Below are 26,524 nucleotides of genomic sequence, written 5' to 3'. Positions count from 1 at the left end.
CGGCACAACGCACCGGACGGCCGCGCGATGTGCTCAGGCGGCAAGGCCCAGTTCGGGCAGCGTGATTTCCTGCTGCACGTAGTCGGTGTAGAGCGCGGTCGTGTACAGCAGCCGCATCTGGGCGCCGATCTCGCAGATCTTCAGGCAGCGCTGCTGCAGGTCCACCGTGTTGGCGTGCTCCAGCACGATTTGATAGCCGCGTTCGCCGTGGATTTCGTCGGACACGATATGCAGGTCGAAGAATTCCACTTCCTCGTCGGTAAAGCCGTACTTCTCGCGCAGGGTCGGGGTCTGCTTGCGGTAGATCGACGGCACTTGCGATTCCAGGCCCACCACCAGTCCGGCCACCGCCACGATGGGGTCCTCGCGCATGGCCACGGCGTAGCACCAGCTTTGCAGGGCGCGCGTGGTGGGCGACATGTTGTCGGGGTTGACGACCCGCTCGCGGGTGGTGCCGCAGGCTTCGGCAAAACGGATTAGCAGATCCGTGTGGCGGTCACCGCCGATTTCCTCTTCATACATATTGGCCAGCAGGAAATCCTTGGCCTCGGTGTAGGAGTCGGGCGTGCGGGCGTACAGGTAGCCCAGGTAATCGGCGAACGGGCCTACGTAGTGGTAGTGGTTCTCGGCCCAGCGCTGCAGGTGCTGGCGGCTGAGCTTGCCCTCTGCCCAGGCGATGGAAAAGGGCGAGGCGTTGGCGCTCTTGCCCTTGATCGCGTTTTCCAACGCGGTACGGAATTCATCTCGGTTCATCAGTTCAGCCATGACGCGCTCCAGGTCCAGTGGTGAAGACTCCAGGCTGGTCTTAGCCCGGGCATGATGAACATTGTATACCGTCTACTATTTCGAACTGCTAGGGCAATCCCGGAGATCGGTCAGAGCTTGCTCAATAAACAGGGACAGTACTTACGGATCAATGACTTGGCTCGCAAGCACCGCACTTGCCCGGATGAGTGCGCGTAGGTACAATGAATACACTTTCAATGCAATACGGAAATACCATGAATACCCGCCACCCCCTGGGAGACGCCCCGATCGGCCAACAACTGCTGACGCACTACGCCCGCCGCGACGCCGTGCGCCATGCCACTCCGCTGTTTCCTTCGTCCTGGGCCGAGCTCTTCGCGCCGTTCCGCAATGCCCGGCTGCAACCGCTGCGCGCGGCCAAGCCCGCCGCGCGCGCGCATGACGACGCGCCGGTCTGCCAGGCAGGCTGATTTCCGGGTGGATAGCCTGGCGCTCGCGGCCAGGCGGAAAGACGAAAAGCGCCCAGGCGCCGCGCAACGCGGCGCCCCGCCGCCGGTTCCAGGCGGCCAGCGCCAGCACCAGCACAAATCCCAACGTGTAGGCCAGCATGTCCCACCAGTCGGGCACGCTGCCCAGGACGATGCGCAATAGCGGCTGCTCCAGCCGCCAGCCGAAATGCCGCGCCAGGTATTGGCCCAGCTCCACCGCGTAGCCGGTGAACAGCGCGGCCAGCGCCAGCGGCAGCACATCCGCGCGGATGAAGCTGCGATACACCAGATAGGCCCAGCCCACCGCCACCACGTCGCCCACGAAGCCCCGCAGCAAGGGATAGGGCGCGCCCAGGGTGGCGATCAGCGCTTCGAGCGCGGTTACGGCCAGCAGCGCGGCGAAGGCGCGCTTGTTGAATGTCAGGATCATCGAAGCGGAAAACGCGGAAATTGGAATGGGCAGCGCGGACGTTAACGCATTTGTCAGGCCGTGGCGCGTAGCCTCGTGTGAATGCGCCGGGGGCAGGGCGCTGACAAAAACGAGGAGACAGCAAGATGAGCACATTCGACCCGAATGGGCGCCGGCGCTTCCTGCGCCAGGCCTGTACGCTGGGCGCGACCGGCACGCTGGCCGGCCATGCGCTGACCAGCCTGGCGGCGCCGGCCACCGTCACCCTGCCGTTCGCCAATGGCGAGCGCGAGTTGATCGCCTATCCGCAAAAACGGCCCCTGATCCGCCAGACCTCGCGCCCGCCGCAGCTGGAAACGCCGTTCTCGGTCTTCAACGAAAACCTCATCACACCCAACGACGCCTTTTTCGTGCGCTATCACCTGGGCAACATCCCCACCGCGATCGACCTGAACACCTACCGCATCAAGGTCAGCGGCCTGGTGGACAAGCCGCTGGAACTGTCGCTGGCCGACCTGAAGCAGCAATTCGGCAAGCCGGTGGAACTGGTGGCGGTCACCCAGTGCTCGGGCAACAGCCGCGGCTTTTTCTTGCCGCGCGTGGGCGGCGGGCAGTCGGGCAACGGCGCCATGGGCAATGCCCGCTGGCTGGGCATCCCGCTCAAGCGCGTCCTGGAAAAAGCCGGCATCCGCGCCGATGCGCGCCAGATCTCGTTCGAAGGCCTGGACCGGCCAGTGCTGCCCGGCACGCCCGAGTTCGTCAAGGCGCTGGACGTGGCCCACGCACTGGACGGCGAGGTCATGCTGGCCTATGCCATGAACGGCGCCGACCTGCCCATGCTCAACGGCTATCCCGTGCGCCTGGTGGTTCCGGGGTACTACGGCACCTACTGGGTCAAGCACCTGGCCGACATCAAAGTGCTGGACAAGGAATTCGACGGCTTCTGGATGCAGAAGGCCTATCGCATCCCCGACAACGATTGCGCCTGCACGCCGCCGGGCAAGGCCCCGGAAAAGACCCGCCCCATCGGCCGCTACAACGTGCGCAGCTTCATCACCAGCCTGAGCGCGGGCGCGCGCGTCGCCCGCGGCAAGCCGGTGCAGGTGCGCGGCATCGCCTTCGACGGCGGCAAGGGCATACGCGAGGTCCAGTTCTCGTCCGACGACGGCAAGACCTGGCAGGCCGCCAAGCTGGGCAAGGACCTGGGCCGCTATTCCTTCCGCGAATGGCATGCCGACTTCACGCCCAAGGCCGCCGGCGACTACACGCTGAAGGTCCGCGCCACCAACATGGCCGGCGACACCCAGCCGCTGGACCCGCTGTGGAACCCGGCCGGCTACATGCGCAACGTGGTCGAAGCCGTCCGCGTCACCGCCGCCTGAGGAGAGCGCCATGAACCGCCATTTCCGTCGCTGCCTGCCGGCGCTTGCGCTGGCCTGCGCCTGTCTGTCCCCGGCTGTCCAGGCCCTGGAGATCAAGCTGCCCCAGGAAACCGCCACGCTGCACCCCGGCACGGGCGCGGGCGCGCAGCACGCGGCCCTGTGCCTGATGTGCCATTCGGTCGACTACGTGTCGTCCCAGCCGCCCATGCCCCTGGGCTTCTGGGATGCTGAGGTCAAGAAGATGGTGGGCACCTACGGCGCCCCCATCCCCGCCGACCAGGTTCCGCTGATCGTGGAGTACCTGAATCAGGCTTATCCTCCGGCCCCGGCTGCGGCCCCCGCCGCCAAGCAGTAGGGCTGGCAAGCAGCAAGCTCCCTGGGCGGCGCACAGCCGCTCTGAGGGGCCGCGCGCGCTCCCATCGATCGCTGGCTTAGGCGTACCATTACCCGACCCAGACCACGCCCGACAGGAGCGCCCACCCGGCGCGCCGGAAGAACTCCATGCTGCAACCCGTTTCGGCCAACACCGATCTGCCCGCGGACGCGCAGGCCGCTCCCGCCCCCGTGCTGCAGGTGAGCACGCTATCCCCCTTCGCGTTTCCGGCCTTCCGCATCATCTGGATCGCCAACCTGTTCGCCAACCTGGGCACCTGGGCGCAATCCGTCGCCGCCGCGTGGATCATCACCACCGAGCAGAGCAGCCCGCTGATGGTCGCCATGATCCAGGTGGCCGCCGCCTTCCCGCTGGTGGCGCTGTCCATCCTGACCGGGGTGCTGGCCGACAACTACGACCGCCGCAAGGTCATGCTGACCGGCATGCTGCTGGAGCTGGCGGGCGGCGTCTTCATCACCATCCTGGCCTTCGCCGGGCTGCTGCATCCCATCACGCTGATCGCGTCCGTCTTCTGTATTGCCATCGGCAGCGCCATCGTCACGCCGGCCTGGCAGGCCGCCGTCGGCGAACAGGTGCCGCGCGCCCACGTCGGCAGCGCGGTGCTGCTGAACAGCGTCAACTTCAACGTGGCGCGCGCGGTCGGGCCGGCCATCGGCGGCCTGCTGCTGGGCGCCATGGGCGCGCCCTGGGTGTTCCTGCTGAACTGCTTCTGCTATGGCGGCCTGATCTGGGCCATCTGGCGCTGGAGGCGCGAGCTGCCGCTGCGCCGCCTGCCGCCCGAAGGCATCCTGGAAGGCGTGGTGGCGGCGCTGCGCTACACCCAGCATTCCACCGTGACCCGCGTCGTGATGCTGCGGTCCTTCGCTTTCGGGCTGTCCGCCAGCGCGCTGTGGGCCTTGCTGCCGCTGCTGGCCCATGAACACGAAGGCGGCAGCGCACTGCTGTACGGCTACATGCTGGGCGCGCTGGGCCTGGGCGCCATCCTCGGCAGCGCCTTCGTGCGGCGGGTGCAGGCCGCCTGGGGCGCGGGCGGCCTGGTCAGCGTGGCCGCCGCGCTGCTGGCCGCGTGCCTGCTGGCGCTGGGCCTGACCGGCACCTTGTGGGTGGCCTTTCCGGCGCTGCTGCTGTCGGGCAGCTGCTGGATCGGGGTGCTGGCCACCTACAACACCACCGTCCAGATGCTTGTGCCCGACTGGGTCAAGGCGCGCGCGCTGGCGCTGTACCAGACGGCCATCTTCGGCGGCCTGGCGGCCGGGTCCTTCATGTGGGGCCACTTCGCCGGCACCATGGGTGTTTCCGGCGCCCTGGCCACCGCCGGCATCATGCTGGGCATCACCGTCGCGCTCATGTACCGCTCGCGCCTGCCCGAACACCTGGACACCTCATCGCTGGCGCGCGCCGACAGCACCGAGCCGACCATGGCCGCGGCCGGCTTCAATACGCAGCACGGCGCGGTGCTGGTCGCGGTCGAATACCTGATCGAGAAAGACAAGCTGTCCGCGCTGATCGGCGCGGCGCATCCGCTGCGGCTCATGCGGCTGCGCAACGGCGCGCAGCAGTGGCAGCTGTTCCGCGACCTGGAGCGCGAAGGGGTCTGGCGCGAAGTATTCCTGGTGGAAAGCTGGATGCAATACCTGCGCATGATCGACCGCATGACGCTGGAGGACAAGATGGTGCTGGACAAGGTGCGCGCGCTGCATGCCGGCGACAAGCCGCCGGTGGTGTCGCGTAACGTCAGCTATCTGGCGATGAACGAGGCGCAGGGCTTTTCGCTGCGACGCGACCCGGAGTCCCTGTAGCCGGCCGCGCCCGCCAGGCCTGGGCGCGTTCCGCCCAAGCCTGATGGACGGCGTCCATGTTGCGCGCCAGGGTGGCCGCATCGCCAAACCTCACCCGCGAGCCCTGCAAGCGCAGTTGCGCGACAACCTCTTCGGATTCGAGCGCCTGCGCCACCTGCTGCTGCAATTGCTCGATGCGGGCCGGCGCCACGCCGCGCGGCGCGAACAGCCCGGCCACGCCGCCGCGCTCCAGCCCGGCCACGCCTTGTTCGGCGAAGGTGGCAACGTCAGCCACATCCGGATGCCGGGCGGAACCCGAGATCGCCAGGAGACGCAGCCGCCCCGCACGCACAGGGTCCAGCAATTCGGCCAGGGAGGTCAGGCCCAGCGCCAGATAACCGCCCTGCAGATCAGTCACCAGCGGCGCGCCGCCCCCGTATGGGATCGCAGTCGCCACCACGCCCAGATGAGCATCCAGCAATTCCAGGGCAAGCTCCGGCACACTGCCGGGCGCCGGCACCCCCACGAACAGCGCATCCTGGTGCGCGCGCAGGTCGTTCAGGCTGCGCAGAGGCGAATCCGCCCTGACCGCCAGCGCCATGGCGGCCTGGTCCGTCATCTGCGCCACGGCGGCGAAATCGCCCGGCGAGGCATAGCCGGCCTGCTTCGCAATATGCGGCACGATGGCCAGCGCGTGGTCATTGGTGAACAGCAGGGTGTGTCCATCCGGCCGCGCAGCCAACAGCTCCTGCGCCGCCAGCATGCCGCCCGCGCCGGGCCGGTTCTCGACCAGCACCACTTCGCCCAGGCCGGCCTCCAGCTGCCGCGCCAGCAGACGGGCAATCACATCCACCCCGCCCCCCGGCGGGAAGCCAACCAGGATGCGCGTCAAGGGCGTGGCGCGCAAACGCCCTGCCACTGCGGCGCCCAGGACGCCCAGCGCGAACGCCGACAAGAGCCTGCGGCGGCGCCGGGATACGGCGAATTGCATGTTTCGATGACTCCTCGCGGATGCGGACCGGTTCCGCGCAAGGCGGCAGGATAAGGACAAATGTCCTGCAAGAAAAGCCGGTCGCTTCGAAGGCCCGCCAGCCGTGTTTCTTAACACGTTCTAGAATCAGTGATCGCGGCGCGCCGGCCCTCTGCCCGGACGCCTAGCCCCAGTGGTCCCGCACATGCTCTCGTTTTCCCGCCATACCGTCTACCCGGCCGGCGTCGGCCTGCCGGCTTCCGAACGCCCGGGCGCGCTCCTCGCCGTCATGCTGGCGCTATGCATGGCCAGCCTGGACACCGCCATCGCCAACACGGCGCTGCCTACGATTGCGCGCGACCTGCAGGCCAGCGACGCGGGCTCCATCTGGATCGTCAGCGGCTATCAGCTGGCCATGGTGGCGGGCCTGCTGCCGGCCGCCGCGCTGGGCGAGATCCTGGGCCACCGGCGGGTCTACATCGTCGGGCTGGCGATCTTCATCCTGTCTTCGCTGGCCAGCGGCCTGGCGCCGTCCTTGCCCACGCTGGTGACGGCGCGCGTGCTACAGGGCCTGGGCGCGGCCGGCGTCATGAGCGTCAACGGCGCCCTGCTGCGCTTCATCTACCCCTCGCGCCTGCTGGGCCGCGGCCTGGGCCTGAACGCCATGGTGGTGGGCATCGCCTTCGCGGCAGGGCCCACCGTGGCCTCGACCATCCTGCTGCTGGGATCCTGGCACTGGCTGTTCCTGATCAACGTGCCCATCGGCCTGCTGGCGTTCGCGCTGGGCCTGCGCAAGCTGCCCGAAACCGTGCGCGCGCCGCATCGCTTCGACGGGCTGGCAGCGGCGCTATGCGCCCTGACGCTGGGCTTGTTCGTACTGGGCGCGAACGAACTGGCGCACGCCGCCCCCCTGCCGCGCGTAGCGCTGGAATGGGGCGTCGCCGCGGCCAGCCTGTGGCTGCTGATGCGCCGGCAGGCGGGCCATCCCGCGCCCATCCTGGCGGTGGACCTGCTGCGCCGGCCCTTGTTCGCCTTATCCGCCGCCACCGCCGTCTGCGCCTTCGCAGCCCAGGCGCTGGCTTTCGTGTCGCTGCCGTTCATGCTTCAGACCATGCTGGGCTACAGCCAGGTGCAGACCGGCTTTCTCATCACGCCCTGGGCGGTGGTGGTGGCGATCATGGCGCCCATCGCCGGGCGGCTGTCCGACCGCTATGCGGCCGGCGCGCTGGGCGGCGTGGGCCTGGCGCTGCTGGCGCTGGGCATGGCGGCGCTGGCGCTGATGCCGGCTTCGCCTTCGGTCTGGGACATCTGCTGGCGCATGGCCATCTGCGGTGCCGGATTCGGCTTCTTCCAATCGCCCAACCTGCGCGCCATCATGATGTCAGCGCCGGCCTCGCGAGCCGGCGGCGCCAGCGGCATGATAGGAACGGTGCGGCTCTTGGGACAGTCCTCGGGCGCGGCCCTGGTAGCCGCCTGTTTCAATGTTTCCAGCACCCACGGCGCCATCGCCGCGCTGTGGCTGGGTTGCGGCTGCGCCGCACTGGCCTGCGTCGCCAGCTTTTCGCGGCTGCGCTTTGACGCGACCGAGCCGGCGCAGGCCGGCTCGACGCGCTAGCGCCGCGCTACTCGCGGACGTAGCACGGGTATAGCGACTTCTGCGCGCGCGAACGGGCCGGATCCACCTCGATCGCCACGATGGATTCGGTATCGCTGGATTGCGCCAGGGGTTCGCCATCGGGCTGGAAGGCGAACGCCGTTCCCCCGAATACCTGTCCCGACGCCGTGCGCCCCGCGCGGTTCGAACTGACCACATAGCAGCCCGACACCAGCGCCGCCATGGCGCCTGCCGTCAGCCAGCGGCGCGTCGACGCGCTGCTGGCGCGCGGCGCCACGATCAACTCCGCGCCCGCACGCCCATAGGCGCGCGCGCGCTCGTTGAACATCAGTTCGGTGCACAGCTGCACCCCCAGGCGTATGCCGCCCACCTCGAACACCTCGAACCCGTCGAAGGCGGAATGGAACCAGGTCGCCTCGAAGTAACCTGGTTCCTCCGGGAAGTATTGCTTGTGATGCAAGCGCGTGTAGCGGCCGTCCTGCAGGGCAAACGCCTCGTTCGCCAGCTTTGCGCCCGCGTGCACCGGCCGCGACGACACGATAGCCGGCACCCCCAGCGCGGCCAGGGCGTCCAGGCCGGCCTCATGGATGCGCACCGAATCCGCCGCGCGCGCGGCGTCGTACGCCGGGTCCGCCGCCAGCCAGGGACCAAAGGGCATTTCATTGGTGACCAACAAGTCCGGAGCCAGCTCGCCTATGCGTTCGGCCATGCCTTCCCACGTCACACCTGTGGGCTCCAGATCAGCCGGTCCTTCCATCATGCATATCCGCATACCCACACCCAATCCGATCGCGCGTCCCGGGATGGGCGCGTCATGCACGCATGGTAGACCGCCTGTCGCGGTTGCGAACGCGGACCGGCTCAAGCCGTCCGTCGCGGGCGCGATCCTGTCCGGATCTGCCTGTCTCAGACCAGCGTTGCGGCGTCGACCGGCGCGCCGTGGCGCACTACGCGCCTGGGCAGGTCGCCGCCTATCCAGTAGGCCAGCTCGGATGGATGCTGCACCTGCCAGGCCACGAAGTCCGCGTACTTGCCTGCTTCCAGCGTGCCGTGCGTGGCCTGCAGCCCCAGCGCTTTCGCCGCATGCGCGGTCACCCCGGCCAGCGCTTCTTCAGGCGTTAGCCGGAACAGCGTGCAGGCCATGCTCAACATGAGCCGCAGCGACAGCACGGGCGAAGTGCCGGGATTCAGGTCGCTGGAGATGGCGATGGGCACGCCATGGCGGCGCAACAGGTCGATGGGAGGAAGCTTGGTCTCGCGCAGGGCGTAGAACGCGCCGGGCAGCAGCACCGCCACCGTGCCGGCCCCTGCCATCGCCAGCACATCGCTTTCGGTCAGGTGTTCCAGGTGGTCTGCCGACCAGGCGCCATAACGTGCGGCCAGGGTCGCGCCGTGCAGCGGCGACAACTGTTCGGCGTGCAGCTTCACCGGCAGGCCCAGTTCGCGCGCGGCCTGGAACACCCGTTCGACCTGGCCCGGCGTGAATGCCAGATGCTCGCAGAACGCATCCACCGCATCGATCAGGCCCTCGGCCGCCAATACCGGCAGCATGCGGCGCGCGACTTCGTCGATGTAGTCGTCCGCGCGCCCCGCGTATTCCGGCGGCAGCGCGTGCGCGGCCAGACAGGTCGCGCTGACGGTCAGCGGCAGCGTCTGGCCCAGACGCCGCGCCACCCTGAGCATCTTGCGCTCGTTAGACAGATCCAGGCCATAACCGGACTTCACCTCCAGCGTGGTCACGCCGTCGCGCATCAGGTGCAAGGCCCGCTGGCGCGCGCTGGCATAGAGCTCGTCTTCGCTGGCGGCGCGGGTGGCGCGCACGGTGCTGGCGATGCCGCCGCCTTGCGCGGCAATGGTCGAGTAGTCCACGCCTTGCAGGCGCTGCTCGAACTCCTGGCTGCGGTTGCCGCCGAACACCAGATGGGTGTGGCAGTCGATCAGGCCGGGCGTCAGCCAGGCGCCGCCCAGGTCGTGCTCGCGCGCGGCGTCGGCCGGCGGCAATTGCGCCTCGGGGCCGATCCACTCGATGCGATCATCCCGCGTCACCACCGCGGCCCGTTCGATCACGGAATACTGGCCTTGGGCCATGGTGGCCGCGTGGCAATTGCGCCAGACCTGTCTCATGCATTTGCTCCTGTTGCGCGCCGGCTTCAAAGACTGGGCAGCAGGCCCGCCGGCACCAGCGCCGTCAGCCCGCGCGCCGCGATAAGCTGGCTGGCCGCCTCGATGTCGGGCGCGAAGAACCGGTCCCGCTCGTAGTGCGCCACTTTCTCGCGCAACAGGCTGCGGGCCCGCTCCAGCTTGGGCGCGGTCTTCAGGCCCTGGCGGAAATCCAGGCCCTGGCAGGCGCCGAGCCACTCGATCGCCAGGATGTCGCGCACGTTCTCGGCCATGGGCCAGAGCCGCTTGCCGGCATTGGGCGCCATGGACACATGGTCTTCCTGGTTGGCCGAGGTGGGCAGACTGTCCACGCTGGCGGGGTGCGCCAGCGCCTTGTTGTCGCTGGCCAGCGCCGCCGCAGTCACCTGGGCGATCATGAAGCCCGAGTTGACGCCGCCGTTGCTCACCAGGAACGGCGGCAGTTGCGACATGTGCTTGTCCATCATCAGCGAGATGCGACGTTCGGACAGCGCGCCGATCTCGGCCAGCGCCAGCGCCAGATTATCGGCCACCAGCGCCACCGGTTCGGCATGGAAGTTGCCCCCCGAAACCACGTCTCCCTGTTCCGCGAACACCAGCGGATTGTCGGAGACCGCATTGGATTCGATCGCCAGCACCTGCGCCACATGGCGTATCTGCGTCAGGCAGGCGCCCATCACCTGCGGCTGGCAACGCAGCGAATAGGGATCCTGCACCTTGTCGCAGTTCACGTGCGAATGGCCGACCTCGCTGTCCTCGGTCAATAGGTCGCGGTACACGGCGGCCACGTCGATCTGACCTGGCTGCCCGCGCGCGGCGTGGATGCGGGCGTCGAACGGCGCGCGCGAGGCCAGCATGGCCTCCACGCTGAGGCTGCCGCAAACCAGCGCAGCTGCCAACAGGTCCTCGGCCTCGAACAGGCCGCGCAGCGCGTAGGCCGTCGAAACCTGGGTGCCGTTGAGCAGCGCCAGGCCTTCCTTGGCCGCCAGCGTCAGGGGCTCCAGCCCCGCCTGGGCCAGCGCTTCGCGCGCGGGCAGCCAGGCGCCGCGATGGCGCGCCTTGCTCTCGCCCAGCAACAGCAGCGACATATGGGCCAGCGGCGCAAGGTCACCCGACGCGCCCACCGATCCCTTCAACGGAATATGCGGATAGACCTCGGCATTGACCAGCGCGATCAGCGCGTCGATGACCTTGCGGCGGATGCCCGAATAGCCTCGCGCCAGGCTGTTGATCTTCAGCACCATGATCAGCCGCACCATCGCGTCGTCCAGCGCCTCGCCGACCCCGGCCGCGTGCGACAGCACCAACGAACTCTGCAAGGACTCCAGGTCCTCGCGGGCGATCCGGGTGGTGGCCAGCAGGCCGAAGCCGGTGTTGATGCCGTAGGCCGTGCGGCCTTCGGCGATGATGCGCTCGACGCAGGCCACGCTGGCCTCGATAGGCCCGGCCGCTGCCGGGTCCAGCGTCACGCGCGCCGGCTGTTGATAGACGCGCCGCAAGTCGGCCAGCGTCATGAGGCCGGGTTTCAGATGCAATTCCATTGTGGGTCTCCTAGGCACGTTCCGGCGTCATGGCGTGGGGGTCGATATCGGCGCGCGGGCGGCGCCGCGATGTTGTGGCGGGGCTTCCCGGCGCGCGAACAGGTAATACAGGATGCTGGGCACGACCAGTCCGATGATCCACGAGATATCCACCCCGCCCAGGCGCTCGACCATCGGACCAGTGTAGAGCTTGGTGGAAATGAAGGGCATCTGCACCAGCACCCCGAACACATAGACCAGGATGCCCGGCCAGTTCCAGCGGCCATAGCGGCCGTTCGGATCCGACAGCGCCGCTACGTCGTATTGCCCGCGGCTGACGAAGTAATAGTCCACCAGGTTGACCGCGCTCCATGGCACGAAGAACGCCAGCAGAAAGAGGATGAAGGACTTGAACGCGTTCAGGAAGGAATGCTGCCCGATCAACGCCACGGCCGTGGCCGCGGCGACGATGACCAGCACCAGCAGCGCGCGCTGCCGGCGGGAAATCTCCACATGCCCGCGAAAGCCGCTGGCGATGGTCGCGATGCACATGAAGCTGCCATACGAGTTCAACGTGGAAATCGTGACCTTGCCGAACGCGATGGTGAAGTACAGCAACGCCGCCATGGTTCCCGTGCCGCCCAGTCCCACGATGTAGGCAACCTCGCGCCCGGCGAACTGGCCGGCCGCCATGGCCGCGGCCAGCACACCCAGCACCATGGCGATCTGCGCGCCCAGCACGGAACCCAGACCCACCGCCAGGAAGGTCTTGAAGGAAGAGGTCCGGCTTGGCAGATAGCGCGAGTAATCCGCCACATAGGGGCCGTAGGCGATCTGCCACGAGGCCGCCAGGGATACCGCCAGCAGGAAGGAGCTCCATGTGAAATGGCGGATCTGCAGCAGCTGGCCCACGTCGCCCAACGCGATCACCCGGCTGAAAAGGTAAAAGAAGGCGATGATGCCCAGCACGGTCGCGATGCGCCCGATGATGTGGATCACCTGGTAGCCGAACAGCGTCGCGGCCACGATCACCGCCGCGAAGATCAGGATGCCGACGGTATCGCTCACGCCGAACAACTGGCCCAGGGCCTGTCCCGACAGCACCGTGCCCGTGGCCGTGAATCCCAGGTACATCAGGCACACCAGCGCGATGGGTATGGCAGCGCCGTAGACGCCGAACTGCACGCGGCTGGAGATCATCTGCGGCAGCCCCAGCTTGGGCCCCTGGGCCGCATGCAGCGCCATGACTGCGCCGCCGAAGATTTGTCCGACGAACAACCCGATCAACGACCAGAACACGTCTCCCCCCAGCACCACGGCCAGCGCCCCGGTGATGATGGCGGTGATCTGCAGATTGGCGCCCATCCATAGCGTGAACTGGCTGTAGAGCTTGCCGTGGCGCTCGTCTTCGGGAATGAAATCTATCGAGCGCCGCTCGATGAGCGGCCCTCTTGCTGCCTGGCTGTCCTGAGTCATCGCGTTGTCTCGGTCATGGCTAGTCTATGGTCGCGGGCGCAACAGCAACCCGCTGGTATGGGCGGCTTCGTATCAGCGCTTGCCCGCAAGCATGGGCAGATTCAGGCCCTGCTCCTTGGCGCACTCGATGGCTTCCTCGTAGCCGGCATCGGCATGGCGCATGACGCCCGTGCCCGGATCGTTGGTCAGCACCCGGGCTATGCGCACGGCGGCCTCGTCCGTGCCGTCGCATACGATGACCATGCCGGCATGCTGAGAGAAGCCCATGCCCACGCCGCCGCCATGGTGCAGCGACACCCAGGTGGCGCCGCTGGCGGTGTTCAGCAGCGCATTCAGCAGGGGCCAGTCGGACACGGCGTCCGAGCCGTCGCGCATGGATTCGGTTTCGCGGTTGGGGCTGGCGACGGAGCCGGAATCCAGGTGATCGCGGCCGATGACGATGGGCGCCGACAGCTCGCCCGAGCGCACCATTTCATTGAACGCCAGGCCCAGCTTGGCGCGTTGGCCCAGGCCCACCCAGCAGATGCGCGCCGGCAAGCCCTGGAAGCTGATGCGCTCGCGCGCCATGTCCAGCCAGCGGTGCAGATGCGCATCGTCGGGGATCAGTTCCTTGACCTTGGCGTCGGTCTTGTAGATGTCCTGCGGATCGCCCGACAACGCGGCCCAGCGGAACGGGCCCACGCCGCGGCAGAACAGCGGCCGGATGTAGGCCGGCACGAAACCGGGAAAATCGAACGCGTCGGCCACGCCTTCTTCCTTGGCCATCTGTCGGATGTTGTTGCCGTAGTCGAAGGTGGGGATGCCCTGGCGCTGGAACGCCAGCATGGCCTGCACGTGCACGGCCATCGATTGCTTGGCGGCCTTGATGACGGCGGCCGGTTCGCGCTTGGCGCGGGCGCGGTAGTCCTGCCAGGTCCAGCCCGCCGGCAGGTAGCCGTTCAGCGGATCGTGCGCGCTGGTCTGGTCCGTGACCATGTCGGGGCGTACGCCGCGGCGCACCAGCTCGGGCAGCACCTCGGCGGCGTTGCCGCACAGGGCGATGGAAACGGCGCGGCCTTCCTGCGTGTATTTGGCGATGCGCGCCAGCGCGTCGTCCAGGTCGCGGGCCTGCTCGTCCACGTAACGGGTGCGCAGGCGGAAGTCGATGCTGGCCTGCTGGCATTCGATGTTCAGCGAGCAGGCGCCGGCCAGCGTGGCCGCCAGCGGCTGCGCGCCGCCCATGCCGCCCAGGCCCGCGGTCAGCACCCAGCGGCCTTTGAGGTTGCCGTCGTAGTGCTGGCGGCCCGCCTCGACAAAGGTCTCGTAGGTGCCCTGCACGATGCCCTGGCTGCCGATGTAGATCCAGCTGCCCGCGGTCATCTGGCCGTACATGGCCAGGCCCTTGGCGTCCAGTTCGTTGAAGTGTTCCCAGGTGGCCCAATGCGGCACCAGATTGGAATTGGCGATCAGCACGCGCGGCGCGTTGGCGTGGGTCTTGAAGACCCCGACGGGCTTGCCCGACTGCACCAGCAGGGTTTCGTCCTCGTTCAGGTTCTTGAGCGACTCGACGATCTTGTCGTAGCAGTCCCAGTCGCGGGCCGCGCGGCCAATGCCGCCGTAGACCACCAGTTCCTTGGGGTTCTCGGCCACGTCGGGGTCCAGATTGTTCATCAGCATGCGCAAGGGGGCTTCGGTCAGCCAGCTCTTGGCGTTCAGTTGCTTGCCGCGGGGCGCGCGGATGACGACATCGCGGTATCGGTTCGAGTTGTCCAAGAGGCTCTCCTTGATCGGTTCGGCTGCGCGCCCGATACGGGCGCTGCGCATGCCGTCATCATAGGATGCCTATGCTTGTATATACAAGCTAGCAAGAGTCAAATTTTTATCAGGGATTACCCGTAATAAAAAAGCCGGAACGAGCGTCCCGGCTTTGCTTCGAAACAGCCCAATACCACCACTACATCGCGGCGGCGCGCGGCAGCAGCTCGATCACGCAGGCGTCCAGCGGCGCATCGGCTTGCAGCCGGTACTCGGCCAGGCCGTCCGTGGAAACGGCGTGCAGGCAGTCGTAGCGCGCCGGCAGCGCGTGCGGCGCGCCATTGATGCGCACCGTAAGCGCGCCACCAGCGGTCATCACCAGCACGTCGCGCGCGGCGCTGTGAAAGGTCCACGGTCCCGCGCCCGCCACCCATTGCAACCGCGCATGCCAGCGCGCGGGCGCATAGATCAGGTTGAAGTCGCGTATCGGTCCGTCCAACAAGCGGCACTGCACCCGCGCGTCGCCCGCGAAGGCATAAGCCTGGCGCGGCCCGAGCGGCGCCTGCTCGCTGCCATCCACGGTCAGCTTGATGCCCTGGCCTTCCAGCACGGTGATGATGCGCTGACAACCCGTGAAAGCCGAAAAGCCGCCGTCCTGGGCCACATCGGCGATGGACAGGCGCCAATCGAACGCAGCGGCGCTGCCGCCCGGGTTGCAGGCGACTTCCTGCGTGGTGCCGCCCCCGTTGCGCCAGGGCATGCGCGGATAGTCGGCAGCGCGGTAAAGATGGACTTCAGGTTGCGTCATGAGGTGAACTTGCCTTCCAGGCGATGCCGGGAACCGGGATGAATCAAACGGGCCAGCGTGACGGCATGGTCGCCGGACCAGGTGCGGCGGCTGATCAGCAGGCAGGGCTCATCGCGCTCGATCTGCAGCAGCTGGCATTCGCGCGGCTTGGCCAGGATGGCTTCGACCACATGCTCGCCTTCGCTCAGCGGCGCCACGCGCGTCAGGTATTCGTATGGCGTGCTTTGCGTGAAATCCTGCTTGAGATAGTCCGGCGCCAGGCGCACATTCACATAGCGGTCCTCCAGCTGGATCGGCACGTCGTCTTCATAGTGGACGATGATCGAGTGATACACCGGCTGCCCGGCGCGGATGTCCAGCGCCAGCGCCTGTTCCGCGCCCGCGGGCTCCTCGGCCAGCCGGACCACGCGGCTGTGGTGGCGATGCTTGCGCGCCGCGATCTCGTCGGCAATGTTGTTGACGGCAAACAGCGCCGAGCGCGCCTTGGGCTGGGCCACGAAGGTGCCCACACCCTGCATGCGCACCAGCAGCCCCTCGGCCGTCAACTCGCGCAGGGCGCGGTTGATGGTCATGCGGCTGAACCCCAGCTCATCGACCAGTTCGCTTTCCGAGGGCACCCGGTAGTGTTCCGGCCATGCGCCGCTGCGGATCTGCTGCGCGATCATCTGCTTGACCTGCGCATAGAGCGGAGCAGGGGGAGCATTGGCTTGGATGGGCAATTTGGGAGGGTTCGAGGCCACGGAAAATCCTGTAGTGCGGCGCGGGGCGGCCGGTAGCGGACAGCGCCTAGTATAGACAGGTACAGATCGCTTGCGCCGCGACGACGCGCGAGCCGCAGCCGTTTGGGGCCCTAGGCATGGACCGCCGCGCCGGAGTATGTTGGTAGACGGGAGCCGCCAGATTCCCTATACTCCCCCCCTGTATTTATCGGAGCCTGCCGTGCCGCACTCCCCGGAAGAAAAAAAACGCGTCGTCACTCGCTTGCGACGCATCCAGGGCCAGGCGCTGGCGCTGGAGCGGGCCGTGAACGAAGGCACGGAATGCGGCGCGTTGCTGCAGCAGCTGGCCGCCTTGCGCGGCGCCGCCACCGGCCTGATGGCCGAGGTGCTGGAAAGCCATCTGCGTGAAACCTTCCTCCAATCCGCCCAGGGCGGACGCCAGGACGCCACGATCGAACCCGAAGCGGAGATCGACCTCTTGATGCGCCTGGTCCGTTCCTACTTGAAATAACGCTATCTGACATACGTGGAGCCTAGCTATGAAATCACGCGCAGCAGTCGCATTCGGACCCGGCAAGCCGCTGGAAATCGTTGAAATCGACGTCGCGCCGCCGCAGCGCGGCGAGGTGCTGGTGAAGATCACCCATACCGGCGTCTGCCACACCGACGCCTTCACCCTCAGCGGCGACGACCCTGAGGGCCTGTTCCCCGCCGTGCTGGGCCATGAAGGCGCGGGCGTGGTGGTCGAAGTCGGCGAAGGCGTGACCTCGCTCAAGCCGGGCGACCACGTCATTCCGCTCTACACGGCCGAATGCCGCGAATGCAAGTTCTGCCTGTCCGGCAAGACCAACCTGTGCCAGAAGGTGCGCGCCACCCAGGGCAAGGGCGTCATGCCCGACGGCACTTCGCGCTTCAGCTACGACGGCAAGCCGCTCTACCACTACATGGGCTGCTCGACCTTCAGCGAGTACACAGTGGTCAACGAGATCTCGCTGGCCAAGATCAACCCGGCCGCCCCCCATGAAAAGGTCTGCTTGCTGGGCTGCGGCGTCACCACCGGCCTCGGCGCCGTGCACAATACCGCCAAGGTCAAGGAAGGCGACACCGTCGCCGTGTTCGGGCTGGGCGGCATCGGCCTGGCCGTGATCCAAGGCGCGGTGCAGGCCAAGGCCGGCCGCATCATCGCCGTGGACACCAACCCCAACAAGTTCGTGCTGGCCAGCGCCATGGGCGCCACCGACTGCGTCAACCCCAAGGACCACGACAAGCCGATCCAGGACGTCATCGTCGAGATGACCGACGGCGGCGTGGACTTCTCGTTCGAGTGCATCGGCAACGTGCACGTGATGCGCGCCGCGCTGGAATGCTGCCATAAGGGCTGGGGCGAGAGCATCATCATCGGCGTGGCCGGCGCGGGCCAGGAAATCAGCACCCGTCCGTTCCAACTGGTCACCGGCCGCGTCTGGCGCGGTTCGGCCTTCGGCGGCGTCAAGGGCCGCACGCAGCTGCCGGGCATGGTCGAAGACGCCATGAGCGGCAAGATCGATCTGGACCCGTTCGTGACGCACACGCTACCGCTGGAACGCATCAACGAAGCCTTCGACCTGATGCATGAAGGCAAGTCGATCCGCACGGTCATCCACTACTAAGCACGAACCTTTTGCGGCAACGACGGGCCCGGCGCACCATGCGCCGGGCCCGTTGCTTTTCCATGACAGGCATGCGACATGTCGCTCCGCCACATGACAACACTGTCATTCATTTCGGCGTCATCTTGACCCGCGACCATTCGCCCTCCGATGACAGAGGGGTACACGCGAATGAACACGTGGAAGAGGAACGCGGGCGCGGCCATGCTGAGCGCCCTGGCGCTTTTGGCCGGCTGCGGCGGCGGTGACGACGATGACGACAAGCCCGTCGAACAGCCTGAACAGCCGGTCCCTGGCCGGGCAATGGAACTGACGATCCTGCACATCAACGATCATCATTCCAACCTGGACAGCAAGAAAAAAGACCTGAAGCTCAAGACCGCTTCCGGCTCGCGCGTGGCCGTGAACGCCGACACCGGCGGCTTCCCGCGGGTGACCGGCGCGATCAACGCACTGGCCTCGCAGTCCGCCAACGTGCTCAAGCTGCACGCGGGCGACGCCACCACCGGCACGCTGTACTTCAACCGCGCCGGCGAGCCCGGCGAGGCCGACGCGGCGATGATGAACACCGTCTGCTTCGACGCCATGACCCTGGGCAACCACGAGTTCGACAAGGGCGACAGCGGCTTGAAGCGCTTCATCGACCTGCTGCATGCAGGCGCCTGCCAGACGCCCGTGCTGAGCGCCAACGTTACGTTCGCCGCGGGGTCGGCCTTGAATCCGTCGCGCGCCCCCGGCATGGTCAAGCCAGCCGTGGTCCTGAAGCGCGACGGCCAGGACATCGGCTTGGTCGGCCTGACCATCGCCGCCAAGACCCAGCAATCCTCCAGCCCTGACGCCGGCACTGTGTTCTCCGACGAGACCGCGGCGGCGCAACAGCAGATCGACGCGCTGCGCGCGCAGGGCGTGAACAAAATCGTGGTGATGAGCCACATCGGCTACGACTACGACAAGCAGGTGATCGCGCAGTTGAGCGGCGTGGACGTGGTGGTGGGCGGCGACTCGCACACGCTGCTGGGTCCCGCGTCCATGGCGGACTATGGCGTGGGTTCGCCCGCCGGCGCCTATCCCACCGTGCTGCAGGACAAGGACGGCAAGCGCGTCTGCCTGGTGCAGGCTTGGGAATACTCGCAAGTGGTGGGCGAACTGAAAGTCAGCTTCGACGCCAACGGCGATGTCACCGCCTGCGCCGGCACGCCGCACGTGCTGATGGACGGCCCGCTGAAGGTGGCCGGCGGCGCGCCCTCGGCCGCGGACGAGGCGGCGATCCAGGCCGACGTTCTGGCCAGCGGCTTCCTGCGCATGCAGACGCCGGACGCGCAGGCCACGGCCGTGCTGCAGCCGTTCAAGGCCAAGGTTGACCAGTTCAGCCGCAGCCTGGTCGCATCGGTGCCGCAAGAGCTGTGCTCCCGGCGCGTGCCGGGCGGTCCCGGTTCGCGCGACTACAGCCGCTCCAGCGCTGCCTGCAACACCCTGGGCAGCGTCAGCCTGCGCGGCGGCGACATCCAGCAACTGGTGGCGCAGGCTTATCTGGACGTGGCCAACGCCAGCTACGGCGGCGCCGACATCTCGCTGCAAAGCGGCGGCGGAGTGCGCGTGCCGCTGCTGGGCAACGTGACGGCGGCCAACGTGATCGAGGTCGTGCCTTTCGGCAATATGCTCTGGCGCCTGGACGTAACCGGCGCCGAGGTCAAGAGCATGCTGGAAGACGGCATGCAGGCAGTCTACGGCGCGGGCGGCTCCACCGGCCCCTATCCGTATGCCGGCGGCCTGCGCTGGGACGTGAATGCGGCCCAGGCCCAGGGCAACCGCGTGTCCAACATCGAAGTGCGGGACCATGCCAGCGGCAACTGGCTGCCGCTGGACGCGAGCCGCAGCTACAAGCTGTTCGTGCTGAGTTTCAACGCCACCGGCGGCGACGGCTACAAGACCCTGGCCAACGTGCCTGCCTCGCGCCGCCAGGACATCGGCGTGCTGGACGCCGACGTGCTCCAGGCCTACATCGACAAGCAGGCCAAGGATCCGGCCAGCGGTCTGCCTGTGCTGAACCTGTTGCCGGCGAGCCTGTACAGCACCAAGACGTACAGCGAGTAAAAGTGAACGCCGGGCGCGGCCGTCAGGCCGGCTGCGCCTGGCTTTCGCGGTAGACGCGCTCGGTCTTGCCGACGAACGTGGTCAGCGAAAACTCCCGCAGCGCCGTGCTGCGGGCTTCGGCGCCCATCACGCCCAGGGCGTCGCGATTTTCCAGGATCTGCGACAGCGCCTGCACGATGCTGTCCACCGATGCCGGCGGCACCACCCAGCCATCGCGGCCGTCGGTGACGTTTTCGGGCAGGCCGCCCACTGCGCTCACGATGACAGGCTTGCCCGCCGCCATCATCTCGCGGCAGGCGAAGGAAATCGTCTCCAGCTTGGACGACAGCACGAAGCCCACGTCCAACGCCGACAGGAAAGGGCCGACGTCGTCCAGCAGGCCGGTGAACACCACCTGATCCGACATGCCCAGTTCAAGGACGCGCTGCATCTGCTCCGCCTCCGGCAGCTTGCCGGCGATCAGCACCACCACCTGCCGCCGCTGATTTTCGGGCAGCATGGACACGGCGGTCACCATGTCCATCCAATTCTTGTAGACCGCGGTGCCGGCATTGCTGCCGATGACCAGCCGGCCCTGCATGCCCTCGGGCAACAGGCTGTCGCGCGCCTGCGCCGTCTCGCGCCGCGAGGCCGGGCTGCATTTTTCCGTATCCACGCCGTTGTGCACCACCCGCAGGTCTTCGTTGCGGAAGACCGACTGCTTCATGCGGCGGAACGTGTGGCTGCATACGCAGATGACGCGGTTGGTGCCCCATTTGGCGCGTACCCGCGCGCCCAGACTATTGGCGCTGCGGTCGGTGTGCTGGGTATAGACCATGAAAGGGCGCCGCGCGCCCATGCCCACGGTCGCCAGCATGCACAGGCGGTGATCGGCGGAACCGTTGGCGTGGATCACATCGAACTGTTGCTCGCGCAGCAGGGCCCGCAGCTGGCGCAGCGCGCGCAGCTGCTGCAACGGGCGGCTCTTGAACTCCAGGGCCAGCGTGCGCACGCCGGGCAGGGCGGCGGCCTCGGCCAGCAGACGGCTGCTGGCAGGCGCGGCCACGGTCACCTGCGACTTCTCGCACAGGATGCGCGCCAGCGACATCACGTAGGTGGTGTGACCGCCGCCATCGCCTTGGTGGAAATTGGTGTACAGAATCTTCATGGGGTCATACTCGAAATCGGCTGCTCGGGCAGCAGGCAGCTCCAGTCGCGCTTCTCGAACACGTCATCCCCCAGCCGGCTGGCGGGAGACAGGTTGTAGACCTTGACCCCGCGTTTGCCAAGCAGCCGGCTGGCTTGCCGGAACGCGGGTTCGATATGTCCTGAGAATTGCCGGTCCAGCGCGGTGGACAGCTGCGTTGCCGCGCTTTCATAGAATCGGGGTCCTGCCGCGGCCGTCAGGTCCAGGCCGTGCAGGTAGATGGTTTTCGCGCCCAGCCACGCCAGCAGCTGCAAGCCCGTGTAGGCCACCGTGCCGCCGCCGAACAGGCCGCGCGTCGGGTCCAGGCTGAAGCCATGCGCATGCACCGGATTGCGGGCGTCGAACAGCACCAGGCCGGGATCGTCGGCCAGCCGCGCTTCCAGTTCCTCGGGACGGGCGCGCGGTTGCAGCGCGCGCTGGTGCACCTCTTCGAACAGCGCGATGCGGCAGCGCACGGAACGGCGGTCGAACAGGAAGCCGATCCAGCGGTAGACCTCGGGCGTGACGAACAGCGTCAGGTCCTGCGCCAGCACTTCCGCCACCAGTTCGCGCCTGCGGTTGACGAAACCCGCATCCAGCATCGCGTAGTAATCGAAGCGCAGGGAAGGGTGCTGGCGCCGCAACGCGATCGAGCCATTGACGCCCATCGCCACGTCCAGCCGGCAGCGCGCGTAGTCGATCTGGGCCACGGACGGGCCGCTGAGTATCAGATGGGCGTCCGCGCCGATGTCGCGCGGCAGCCGATCCAGGGGCGTGATGGCAGGGCCCTGCACGCCGCGCAGTTCGCAGCCGGTCAGCCGCCCCTCCGCATCGCGCTGCAGGGCCACGAAAGGCCAAAGGGTTTCGTTGTGGCGGTATGCGGCGGGCCGGGTGTGGCGATAGAAGTAACGCAGGCTCTTGGTCAGCGGACGCGAACGCAGCAAGCGTGGAATAAGCCCGGGGCTAGGCATGAGCGATGTTGCGCGGAAGCCGCGAAATAAGCTTGTAAGCGGCGAATTCTACGCAGCCGGACCTATCGAAAAAGCGAGTGAACCCATGAAGATGTAACGCTTTTGAGTAACCGCCAAAACGTCCCCAAATTAGTTGCGAACGATTTCCACAGGGCATGGCGTCACGCGCCGCAAAAATTTCGATTACGTTTTGCCGCAAAGATTTGCCTGCGCGGCTACGCCATGCGCTAAGCGAGCCCCCACGGCCTTCCGCTACGATGCGGGTATCGCAAGGTCCCGATTCAAGCACTCAACCCTGGATAGGAAGGATTTCGATGTCTACGACCGCCACCCTGAACGCCGCTGCGGCTGCGGCCAGCGCGCCACGCCTGAGCGTGCCGGCATTCCGTGCGCGCAAGCGCCAGGAGCCGCTGGTGATGCTGACGGCCTACACCGCGCGCATGGCCGAGCTGCTGGACCCGCATTGCGACGCTCTGCTAGTGGGCGACAGCCTGGCGCAGACGATCTACGGACTACCTACCACGGTGCCCGTCACGCTGGACATGATGATTGCGCACGGCGCCGCCGTGGTGCGCGGCTCGCGACGCGCGCTGATCGTCATCGACATGCCCTTCGGCAGCTATGAAGAAAGCCCCGAACAGGCCTTCCGGTCCGCCGCGCGGATCTTGAAGGAAACCGGCGCGGCCGCGGTCAAGCTGGAAGGCGGCCAGAGCATGGCGCCCACCGTCGCCTACCTGTCCGCGCGCGGCATACCGGTGATGGGCCATGTGGGCCTGACGCCGCAGGCCGTGAACATCCTGGGCGGCTACGGCGCGCGCGGCCGCGGCGAAGCCGAATACGCCCGCATCGCCGCCGATGCCGCTGCGGTGGCGGATGCCGGTGCGTTCTCGCTGGTGATCGAGGGCGTGGTCGAGCCGCTGGCGGCGTCGATCACCGAAGCCGTCGCCTGCCCGACCATAGGCATAGGCGCGTCCGGCCGCTGCGACGGCCAGGTGCTGGTGGTGGACGACATGCTGGGCATGTTCGACCGCACCGCGCGCTTCGTGAAACGCTACGACGACCTGGCCGGCCGCATCCAGCAGGCAGCGCAAGCCTATGCGGGCGAAGTCCGGACGCGGACCTTCCCCGAACCGGCCCATCTTTACGGCGTCTCTGGCGGCGCCTGATGGCCGCGCGCGTTTCTCGATAGAATCATCCCCATGCCTATCTTCCCGCACACCTCATGAGCACGCCGCGCATGGACACGCCCCAATTGCAGGACGCCATCGCGGACGCCATCAGCACCGCCACGCGCGGCGCCGGGCGCGTGAACATCCTGGTCGCGGGCAAGACCGGCGTGGGCAAGAGCACGTTGCTCAATGCCGTGTTCCGGGGCGACCTGGCCAAGACGGGCGCGGGCAAGCCCGTCACCCAGTCCACCCAGGAATTCACCCGCGCCGGCCATCCGCTCACCATCATCGACACGCGCGGCCTGGAAGTCGGCGACTACGAACGCTCGCGCCAGCAGTTGGCCGACCTGATCCGGGAACGCTCCGCCTCCGACGACCAGGACAAGCACCTGCACGTGGCCTGGCTCTGCATCCAGGACAGCAGCCACCGCGTCGAAGACGCGGAAATCGAACTGTGCGACATGCTGTCCAACGCCGGCATCCCCGTCGTGGCGGTACTGACCAAGGCGCGCAAGAACAGCCCCTTCGTCGACGAAGCGCGCAAGCTGCTGCCGCGCGCCAAGCAGGTGGTGGCGGTGCGCGCGCTACCGGAATGGATCGAGGAACTGGACGCGGAATTGCCGCCCATGGGCCTGGACAACCTGATCGAGGCTACCGCCCTGCACATCCCCGAGGCGCAGCAGCGGGCCTATGCCAACGCGCTGTCCACCCGCAACAAGAAGGCCCTGGAAGTAAAAAAAAAGCGGGCTGAGATAGAGGTCAACGTGGCCGCCGGCCTGGCCGCCTCGGCCGCCGCCGCCCCCATTCCGTTCTCGGACGCCTTCGCGCTGGTGCCCATCCAGGTCGGCATGATCGCCAAGATCGGCATCACCTTCGGCATGGAACTGGACACCGCCGCCATCACCACCTTGGTCACGTCCACCCTGGGCGCGTCCGCCGCCACGCTGATCGGGCGCTCGGTGGTCTCCGGGCTGTTGAAGTTCATTCCCGGCGCGGGCAGCGCGGTGGGCGGCACCATTGCCGCCACCACGGCTGGCACCATCACCAAGCTGCTGGGCAATGCCTACGTGGCCGTGCTGTACGACTTCTGCCTGAAGAATCCGGGCAAGGACATCGACATCGCGATGATCGCCAAGGGCTTGAAGCAGCGCGTCACTTTCTGAAGCGCGCTGCCCTCGCACCAGTGCCCGCGCACTAGTGCGAACCGCGTCTTGCGAACTGCGCCGGACCGGCGGTGCCAGATCTATACTTTTCAGACCGCCCCCGCCGCTGCGACGCGCCAACGGCCTGGACGTCCCGCGCCGCGCGCCGGATGCTCTTGCGCAGAGCTCAGCCAGCCTGCGCGCAGGGAGACCCCTCATGACTCGCAAATACATCGATTGCCGCGAGTACCCCAGTGAAATGAACTGTTCGGTAGCCCTCGCGGCGGATTCCGAAGGCGAATTGCTGGAGGCGGCCGTGCAGCATGCAACCACGGTGCACAAGCATGCCGACACGCCCGAGCTGCGATCGCAACTGAAGTCGCTGTTCCACGACGGCACGCCGCCGGTTGAAACGCCCAGCCGGGCGTGAACATGACTGCGGCCGCATTCGCGGCCGCCATCGTACTGGCGCCGGCGCGTTCCACCACGCCGGCGCTTGCGCTTTGCACCAACCGCGCCGACGCCGCGGCGCGCGAGCGCTAAGCCCTTGCCAGCACCGGCGTAGCCGCCCGCACCACCTCGAACAGGTTCTTCGGATCGGGCGATTGCGGCGCGACCTCGATGCGGGCGCCCACGCCATGGCGAATGGCGGCATCGCGCAGCCAGCGCAGCGCCGAAAAGTCCTCCAGCGCAAAACCCACCGAATCGAAGATGGTCACTTCCGCCGGCTGCTTGCGGCCAGCGGCCTGGCCCGTCAGCACCCGCCACAGTTCCGTCACTGCGAAATCGGCCGGCATCTGCTGCAGATCGCCCTCGATGCGCGTCTGCGGCTCGTATTCCACGAACACCGGCCCGGCCCGCAACACGTCCGCGTGCAGCTCCGTCTTGCCCGGGCAATCGCCGCCCACGGCGTTGATGTGCATGCCCGGTTCGACCATGTCCGCGGTCAGGATGGTGGCGTAGGCCTTGTCCGCCGTCACCGTGGTGACGATGTCGGTGCCCTTGACCGCCTCAGCCGCACTATCGAAGCGCACCACGCGCAAGCCGGGCACTGAAGCCAGATTGCTTTCAAGCTTGCGTGTGGCGCCTGCGTCCACGTCATAGACGTGCAGGGTGTCGATGCCCAGGAGGTAATGGAAGGCCAGGGCCTGGAACTCGCTTTGCGCGCCGTTGCCGATCAATGCCATCTTGCGCGAGTCCGGCCGGGCCAGCGCGCGCGCCGCCAGGGCCGAGGTCACGGCCGTGCGCAGCGCCGTGGTCAGGGTCAGTTCGCTGATCAGCAGCGGCTCGCCCGTGCTGACCTGCGCCAGCGCGCCGAACGCCATCACGGTGGACAGGCCGGCCTGCGGATTGCCGGGATGGCCGTTCACGTATTTGAAGGTGTAGTACTCGCTGTCGGCGGTGGGCATCAATTCGATCACGCCGGTCGCCGAATGGCTGGCCACCCGCGCACTTTTGTCGAACTCCTGCCATCGCAGAAAGTCCGCCAGCAAGTAGTCGAGCAGGCCGGCGAAGACCTGTCGCGGACCTTGCAGGGCCACGATTTTGGCCACGTCGGAAGTTGAAAGCAGCGTCGTCAATTTGTTCTCCCCGAGTTATGGAACAGAAATTCTGGGGGATGGGCAAACCAATTAATAGTGACAACAATCCACACAAAACGCTAAGATTCTGCCATTCTGATAGCCATAAATAGCATTTTTCACAATGGACACGCTGGATCAGAACTTGCTCGGCCTGTTGCGCGCCGACGCCCGCATGTCGGTCGCCACCCTGGCGAAGAAGCTCGATGTCTCGCGCGGCACCATCGACAACCGCATCCGCAAACTGGAAGAGCGGGGCATCATCCGCGGCTATACCGTGCGGCTGCGCCCCGAAGTCGAGACCGAGGACATCGTCGCCTGGATGAGCATCGCCGTCGAAGGCCATGAAACCCGCAAGATCGTGAGCCTGCTGATGGGCGAGCCCAGCGTGGCGGGCCTGCACGACACCAACGGCCGCTGGGACCTGCTGGCCGAGCTGCGCGTGCCCACCATCGACCAGCTGTCCGAAGTGCTGGACCGCCTGCGTACGCTCAAGGGCATCGCCGCCACGGAAACCAGCATCCATCTCAAGACCTTCAAGGCCCTCTGAGCGCTGGCATACGGGGAAACCCGAT

Annotated in this window: 24 protein-coding genes; 11 read left to right on the top strand and 13 right to left on the bottom strand. The window is 67.2% G+C overall.

The genetic code is table 11. The features are described 5' to 3' along the window. Positions 1 to 33 precede the first annotated feature (33 nt). Both AC6LKD_RS02935 and AC6LKD_RS02930 read right to left on the bottom strand, forming a co-directional pair. Positions 34 to 765 (bottom strand): iron-containing redox enzyme family protein, encoded by a 732-nt coding sequence (locus AC6LKD_RS02935; RefSeq protein ID WP_013391055.1) that lies wholly within the window; start codon positions 763 to 765, stop codon positions 34 to 36. Positions 766 to 906: 141 nt separating this feature from the next. Beyond that, a complete protein-coding gene (locus tag AC6LKD_RS02930) occupies positions 907 to 1,665 on the bottom strand; it encodes a ribosomal maturation YjgA family protein (protein ID WP_498115009.1) in 759 nt (252 codons plus the stop codon). A gap of 125 nt (positions 1,666 to 1,790) precedes the next feature. On the opposite strand from AC6LKD_RS02930, the gene sorA reads away from it, so the two are divergent. The 3 genes from sorA to AC6LKD_RS02915 all read left to right on the top strand — a co-directional run bounded on the left by sorA (position 1,791) and on the right by AC6LKD_RS02915 (position 5,219). Then, positions 1,791 to 3,026 carry a SorA family sulfite dehydrogenase catalytic subunit gene (gene sorA / locus AC6LKD_RS02925; RefSeq protein ID WP_498115008.1) on the top strand — a complete coding sequence of 412 codons (1,236 nt, stop codon included), beginning with the start codon at positions 1,791 to 1,793 and terminating at the stop codon, positions 3,024 to 3,026. 10 nt (positions 3,027 to 3,036) lie between these two features. After that, positions 3,037 to 3,381 (top strand): SorB family sulfite dehydrogenase c-type cytochrome subunit, encoded by a 345-nt coding sequence (gene sorB / locus AC6LKD_RS02920; RefSeq protein WP_498115007.1) that lies wholly within the window; start codon positions 3,037 to 3,039, stop codon positions 3,379 to 3,381. 146 nt (positions 3,382 to 3,527) lie between these two features. After that, the gene (locus tag AC6LKD_RS02915) at positions 3,528 to 5,219 is read left to right on the top strand and encodes an MFS transporter (RefSeq protein WP_013391050.1); all 1,692 of its coding nucleotides are present in this window, start codon (positions 3,528 to 3,530) and stop codon (positions 5,217 to 5,219) included. Here AC6LKD_RS02915 and AC6LKD_RS02910 read toward each other — a convergent pair. After that, a complete protein-coding gene (locus tag AC6LKD_RS02910) occupies positions 5,155 to 6,189 on the bottom strand; it encodes a tripartite tricarboxylate transporter substrate-binding protein (protein WP_498115006.1) in 1,035 nt (344 codons plus the stop codon). The two genes, AC6LKD_RS02915 and AC6LKD_RS02910, sit on opposite strands and share 65 nt — an antisense overlap. A gap of 184 nt (positions 6,190 to 6,373) precedes the next feature. Between AC6LKD_RS02910 and AC6LKD_RS02905 the strand changes: the two genes are divergently transcribed. Beyond that, positions 6,374 to 7,783, top strand: coding sequence for an MFS transporter (locus AC6LKD_RS02905; RefSeq protein ID WP_492275827.1), 1,410 nt, complete (start codon positions 6,374 to 6,376; stop codon positions 7,781 to 7,783). A 7-nt stretch (positions 7,784 to 7,790) separates the two neighbouring features. On the opposite strand, the gene AC6LKD_RS02900 is transcribed toward AC6LKD_RS02905, so the two are convergent. From AC6LKD_RS02900 to hutC, 7 genes are all read right to left on the bottom strand, one after another. After that, the gene (locus AC6LKD_RS02900) at positions 7,791 to 8,543 is read right to left on the bottom strand and encodes a carbon-nitrogen hydrolase family protein (protein ID WP_498115005.1); all 753 of its coding nucleotides are present in this window, start codon (positions 8,541 to 8,543) and stop codon (positions 7,791 to 7,793) included. Between the two features lie 146 nt (positions 8,544 to 8,689). Next, a complete protein-coding gene (gene hutI, locus AC6LKD_RS02895; RefSeq protein ID WP_498115004.1) occupies positions 8,690 to 9,907 on the bottom strand; it encodes an imidazolonepropionase in 1,218 nt (405 codons plus the stop codon). A 26-nt stretch (positions 9,908 to 9,933) separates the two neighbouring features. Further along, positions 9,934 to 11,463, bottom strand: coding sequence for a histidine ammonia-lyase (hutH, locus tag AC6LKD_RS02890; protein WP_498115003.1), 1,530 nt, complete (start codon positions 11,461 to 11,463; stop codon positions 9,934 to 9,936). Positions 11,464 to 11,490: 27 nt separating this feature from the next. Beyond that, on the bottom strand, positions 11,491 to 12,918 hold the full coding sequence (locus AC6LKD_RS02885; RefSeq protein ID WP_492275823.1) for a purine-cytosine permease family protein: 1,428 nt from the start codon (positions 12,916 to 12,918) through the stop codon (positions 11,491 to 11,493). 72 nt (positions 12,919 to 12,990) lie between these two features. After that, positions 12,991 to 14,670, bottom strand: a complete 1,680-nt coding sequence (gene hutU, locus AC6LKD_RS02880) for a urocanate hydratase (protein WP_498115002.1) — start codon at positions 14,668 to 14,670, stop codon at positions 12,991 to 12,993. A 181-nt stretch (positions 14,671 to 14,851) separates the two neighbouring features. After that, on the bottom strand, positions 14,852 to 15,460 hold the full coding sequence (locus AC6LKD_RS02875) for a HutD/Ves family protein (protein WP_498115001.1): 609 nt from the start codon (positions 15,458 to 15,460) through the stop codon (positions 14,852 to 14,854). Then, a complete protein-coding gene (gene hutC, locus AC6LKD_RS02870; protein WP_013391041.1) occupies positions 15,457 to 16,200 on the bottom strand; it encodes a histidine utilization transcriptional repressor HutC in 744 nt (247 codons plus the stop codon). The genes AC6LKD_RS02875 and hutC overlap by 4 nt, the downstream gene beginning before the upstream one ends. Before the next feature lie 199 nt (positions 16,201 to 16,399). Between hutC and AC6LKD_RS02865 the strand changes: the two genes are divergently transcribed. From AC6LKD_RS02865 to AC6LKD_RS02855, 3 genes are all read left to right on the top strand, one after another. Further along, positions 16,400 to 16,690, top strand: a complete 291-nt coding sequence (locus tag AC6LKD_RS02865) for a metal-sensing transcriptional repressor (protein WP_041652083.1) — start codon at positions 16,400 to 16,402, stop codon at positions 16,688 to 16,690. A gap of 28 nt (positions 16,691 to 16,718) precedes the next feature. Then, complete coding sequence (locus tag AC6LKD_RS02860; RefSeq protein WP_013391039.1) at positions 16,719 to 17,828, top strand: S-(hydroxymethyl)glutathione dehydrogenase/class III alcohol dehydrogenase; 1,110 nt, start codon at positions 16,719 to 16,721, stop codon at positions 17,826 to 17,828. Between the two features lie 171 nt (positions 17,829 to 17,999). Then, positions 18,000 to 19,922, top strand: a complete 1,923-nt coding sequence (locus AC6LKD_RS02855; protein ID WP_498114999.1) for a bifunctional metallophosphatase/5'-nucleotidase — start codon at positions 18,000 to 18,002, stop codon at positions 19,920 to 19,922. 22 nt (positions 19,923 to 19,944) lie between these two features. Here the strand turns inward: AC6LKD_RS02855 and AC6LKD_RS02850 are convergent, their stop codons facing one another. Both AC6LKD_RS02850 and AC6LKD_RS02845 read right to left on the bottom strand, forming a co-directional pair. Then, a complete protein-coding gene (locus AC6LKD_RS02850; RefSeq protein WP_498114998.1) occupies positions 19,945 to 21,069 on the bottom strand; it encodes a glycosyltransferase family 4 protein in 1,125 nt (374 codons plus the stop codon). Continuing rightward, positions 21,066 to 22,058: a WaaZ-like lipopolysaccharide core biosynthesis protein gene (locus tag AC6LKD_RS02845; protein WP_013391036.1), complete on the bottom strand. Its 993-nt coding sequence runs from the start codon at positions 22,056 to 22,058 to the stop codon at positions 21,066 to 21,068. Before AC6LKD_RS02845 ends, AC6LKD_RS02850 begins: the two co-directional genes overlap by 4 nt. A 314-nt stretch (positions 22,059 to 22,372) precedes the next feature. Here AC6LKD_RS02845 and panB point away from each other — a divergent pair, with 314 nt between their 5' ends. From panB to AC6LKD_RS02830, 3 genes are all read left to right on the top strand, one after another. Continuing rightward, positions 22,373 to 23,224 carry a 3-methyl-2-oxobutanoate hydroxymethyltransferase gene (panB, locus tag AC6LKD_RS02840; protein ID WP_013391035.1) on the top strand — a complete coding sequence of 284 codons (852 nt, stop codon included), beginning with the start codon at positions 22,373 to 22,375 and terminating at the stop codon, positions 23,222 to 23,224. A 56-nt stretch (positions 23,225 to 23,280) separates the two neighbouring features. Next, positions 23,281 to 24,390, top strand: coding sequence for a YcjF family protein (locus AC6LKD_RS02835; protein WP_041652082.1), 1,110 nt, complete (start codon positions 23,281 to 23,283; stop codon positions 24,388 to 24,390). Between the two features lie 196 nt (positions 24,391 to 24,586). Continuing rightward, positions 24,587 to 24,799 (top strand): DUF1059 domain-containing protein, encoded by a 213-nt coding sequence (locus AC6LKD_RS02830; RefSeq protein WP_013391033.1) that lies wholly within the window; start codon positions 24,587 to 24,589, stop codon positions 24,797 to 24,799. 109 nt (positions 24,800 to 24,908) lie between these two features. Here the strand turns inward: AC6LKD_RS02830 and ocd are convergent, their stop codons facing one another. Further along, positions 24,909 to 25,949 carry an ornithine cyclodeaminase gene (gene ocd / locus AC6LKD_RS02825; RefSeq protein WP_498114997.1) on the bottom strand — a complete coding sequence of 347 codons (1,041 nt, stop codon included), beginning with the start codon at positions 25,947 to 25,949 and terminating at the stop codon, positions 24,909 to 24,911. Between the two features lie 124 nt (positions 25,950 to 26,073). Here ocd and AC6LKD_RS02820 point away from each other — a divergent pair, with 124 nt between their 5' ends. After that, on the top strand, positions 26,074 to 26,499 hold the full coding sequence (locus tag AC6LKD_RS02820) for an Lrp/AsnC family transcriptional regulator (protein WP_013391031.1): 426 nt from the start codon (positions 26,074 to 26,076) through the stop codon (positions 26,497 to 26,499). Positions 26,500 to 26,524 lie beyond the last annotated feature (25 nt).

It is taken from the genome of Achromobacter sp. D7-1 (genome assembly GCF_059760445.1).
Note: the sequence above shows the minus strand (reverse complement) of the source record. Positions and strands in the feature narration are given on the sequence as shown.

Excerpts from the sequence above, each read along its gene's own strand:
- AC6LKD_RS02935 (WP_013391055.1), bottom strand. The coding sequence starts at position 765 with ATGGCTGAACTGATGAACCGAGATGAATTCCGTACCGCGTTGGAAAAC.
- AC6LKD_RS02930 (WP_498115009.1), bottom strand. The coding sequence starts at position 1,665 with ATGATCCTGACATTCAACAAGCGCGCCTTCGCCGCGCTGCTGGCCGTA.
- sorA (WP_498115008.1), top strand. The coding sequence starts at position 1,791 with ATGAGCACATTCGACCCGAATGGGCGCCGGCGCTTCCTGCGCCAGGCC.
- sorB (WP_498115007.1), top strand. The coding sequence starts at position 3,037 with ATGAACCGCCATTTCCGTCGCTGCCTGCCGGCGCTTGCGCTGGCCTGC.
- AC6LKD_RS02915 (WP_013391050.1), top strand. The coding sequence starts at position 3,528 with ATGCTGCAACCCGTTTCGGCCAACACCGATCTGCCCGCGGACGCGCAG.
- AC6LKD_RS02910 (WP_498115006.1), bottom strand. The coding sequence starts at position 6,189 with ATGCAATTCGCCGTATCCCGGCGCCGCCGCAGGCTCTTGTCGGCGTTC.
- AC6LKD_RS02905 (WP_492275827.1), top strand. The coding sequence starts at position 6,374 with ATGCTCTCGTTTTCCCGCCATACCGTCTACCCGGCCGGCGTCGGCCTG.
- AC6LKD_RS02900 (WP_498115005.1), bottom strand. The coding sequence starts at position 8,543 with ATGATGGAAGGACCGGCTGATCTGGAGCCCACAGGTGTGACGTGGGAA.
- hutI (WP_498115004.1), bottom strand. The coding sequence starts at position 9,907 with ATGAGACAGGTCTGGCGCAATTGCCACGCGGCCACCATGGCCCAAGGC.
- hutH (WP_498115003.1), bottom strand. The coding sequence starts at position 11,463 with ATGGAATTGCATCTGAAACCCGGCCTCATGACGCTGGCCGACTTGCGG.
- AC6LKD_RS02885 (WP_492275823.1), bottom strand. The coding sequence starts at position 12,918 with ATGACTCAGGACAGCCAGGCAGCAAGAGGGCCGCTCATCGAGCGGCGC.
- AC6LKD_RS02875 (WP_498115001.1), bottom strand. The coding sequence starts at position 15,460 with ATGACGCAACCTGAAGTCCATCTTTACCGCGCTGCCGACTATCCGCGC.
- AC6LKD_RS02860 (WP_013391039.1), top strand. The coding sequence starts at position 16,719 with ATGAAATCACGCGCAGCAGTCGCATTCGGACCCGGCAAGCCGCTGGAA.
- AC6LKD_RS02855 (WP_498114999.1), top strand. The coding sequence starts at position 18,000 with ATGAACACGTGGAAGAGGAACGCGGGCGCGGCCATGCTGAGCGCCCTG.
- AC6LKD_RS02850 (WP_498114998.1), bottom strand. The coding sequence starts at position 21,069 with ATGAAGATTCTGTACACCAATTTCCACCAAGGCGATGGCGGCGGTCAC.
- AC6LKD_RS02845 (WP_013391036.1), bottom strand. The coding sequence starts at position 22,058 with ATGCCTAGCCCCGGGCTTATTCCACGCTTGCTGCGTTCGCGTCCGCTG.
- panB (WP_013391035.1), top strand. The coding sequence starts at position 22,373 with ATGTCTACGACCGCCACCCTGAACGCCGCTGCGGCTGCGGCCAGCGCG.
- AC6LKD_RS02835 (WP_041652082.1), top strand. The coding sequence starts at position 23,281 with ATGAGCACGCCGCGCATGGACACGCCCCAATTGCAGGACGCCATCGCG.
- AC6LKD_RS02830 (WP_013391033.1), top strand. The coding sequence starts at position 24,587 with ATGACTCGCAAATACATCGATTGCCGCGAGTACCCCAGTGAAATGAAC.
- AC6LKD_RS02820 (WP_013391031.1), top strand. The coding sequence starts at position 26,074 with ATGGACACGCTGGATCAGAACTTGCTCGGCCTGTTGCGCGCCGACGCC.